The 1,742-nt window shown below is 55.5% G+C and carries 1 protein-coding gene and 4 tRNA genes; all 5 read right to left on the reverse strand.

Annotated features, from left to right (window positions below; translation table 11 throughout):
• Positions 1-46: 46 nt before the first annotated feature.
• Positions 47-122 (reverse strand) — tRNA-Ala (locus tag L972_RS10570).
• Between the two features lie 63 nt (positions 123-185).
• Positions 186-261: transfer RNA gene (locus L972_RS10575), tRNA-Ala, on the reverse strand.
• 34 nt (positions 262-295) lie between these two features.
• Positions 296-371: transfer RNA gene (locus tag L972_RS10580), tRNA-Ala, on the reverse strand.
• A gap of 28 nt (positions 372-399) precedes the next feature.
• Positions 400-475: transfer RNA gene (locus tag L972_RS10585), tRNA-Ala, on the reverse strand.
• Positions 476-1,265: 790 nt separating this feature from the next.
• Positions 1,266-1,742, reverse strand: a 477-nt coding sequence (locus L972_RS10590) for a PKD domain-containing protein (RefSeq protein ID WP_047438104.1), incomplete at its 5' end; no start/stop codon positions are given.

Below are 1,742 nucleotides of genomic sequence, written 5' to 3' on the forward strand. Positions count from 1 at the left end.
ATTCGGTACTGAATGAATGGTTCTGGCGGCCATTCATCCTAAATAATGGTGGAGCTACGCGGGATCGAACCGCGGACCTCTTGCATGCCATGCAAGCGCTCTCCCAGCTGAGCTATAACCCCACAAAGGTCGGCTTGGGTGATACACACCGCACTGCCCTGGGTACTTCATGTCAATCAGGAACCTGGTGGAGCTACGCGGGATCGAACCGCGGACCTCTTGCATGCCATGCAAGCGCTCTCCCAGCTGAGCTATAACCCCGATTTGTGTGAATGACCAACAGTCACTCTGAATTTGGTGGAGCTACGCGGGATCGAACCGCGGACCTCTTGCATGCCATGCAAGCGCTCTCCCAGCTGAGCTATAACCCCTTTGATTCCAGATTGTTCGAGGAGAATTTGGTGGAGCTACGCGGGATCGAACCGCGGACCTCTTGCATGCCATGCAAGCGCTCTCCCAGCTGAGCTATAACCCCAACTCACCTCGGCGCTGACGAAGTTATCTCCGGCAACGGAGGCGCATGATAGGCATCACCCGCTTTGCTGTCAACCCTAAAATAACCGCGACTGATTCGTTTAGTCAAAATTGCAGCAGTTCGCTGTTTTTACCAGCAAGGCGCGTGCTATCTCTCTGTTTTATGTCACAAATCGGCTCAAGCACCTATACAGGAGAGGCCGTGCAGCAAGCCCCTTTCCCCGTGCAACGCCCCCCGCTCTCAGACCTCTCTATGCTGGCTGGTAATCAGCTTCTCCCCCGTCACCTCGGGAAAGCCTTTCCATAAAGGGCATTGCATTTGAAAACCCTTTCCATGATTTTTGTAAATTTACAACACAGAAAGTTGATCTGGATCACAAATGACCATAGGATCAAACCGTGACCCAGGTCACACACCATAACCATAAATGACAGAGCGATGAGGTAAACCATGTTTGAGAATCTGGCAGTCCTGTTCCACCTGCGTGGTGCAACCACCAAGAACGGCGTTGTAGAGAAAGATGCCTATGCCCCCTCCACCCGTGAATACTACTTCCGCTACGGCAAATAATTGCTGAAAGCCTTTCACGAAAAATGTAATAAAACAACAACACACATCATCACACAGCCCTTTCGAGGCGCTGTCCTGTCCGGGCCAGATGTTCCACGGCCAAACCTGAACTCCACCAAACAAGAATGGGGCCCGCAGGCCCCATCTTTTATTGCTCCGGATTGTCATTGCACCAGATAGTGCGCTGGCTAATCGGCAAGCCTTGTAACCCTGAAACGGCTCAGAGCTTGATCCAGGCATCAGCCCAGGCCGTACCCTTGCCCGGCTCATAGGCCCAGGCGGCACCTGCGCACCAGCCGGTGTAGGGGTGCGGTTTGCACTCGTAGCTGGCACCGCCGTTGCTGACCCGCTCGCCCGCCTTGTAGGGAGTCCCCTCTTTGTAGGCCGGATAGTCAGGCGGCGTTACGCCCCCCTCCTCCCCTTTCACCAGCAGGCTATGGGTAGCGCTACGGCTCAAGCTCCCTTCATCGGTCACCGTCAGTTTGATCTCCAGCTTGGTATCGCTGGCCGGCTTGGGCAGGGTCAACTCCAAGGTCACCTGATCCAGTGCCGGGGCAGAAGCTCCAGCCGAGATAGTCCAGGCATAAGTCAGTGGCTTACCTTCCGGATCGCTGGAGTGCTGGCCGGAGAGGGTCACCTTGCTGCCACCTTCGGCCTGCGCCGGGCCAGTGATATTGGCCACCGGCGGCAGGTTGGT

The organism is Aeromonas sp. ZOR0001, assembly GCF_000801015.1.
Classification (GTDB): Bacteria; Pseudomonadota; Gammaproteobacteria; order Enterobacterales; family Aeromonadaceae; genus Aeromonas; species Aeromonas veronii.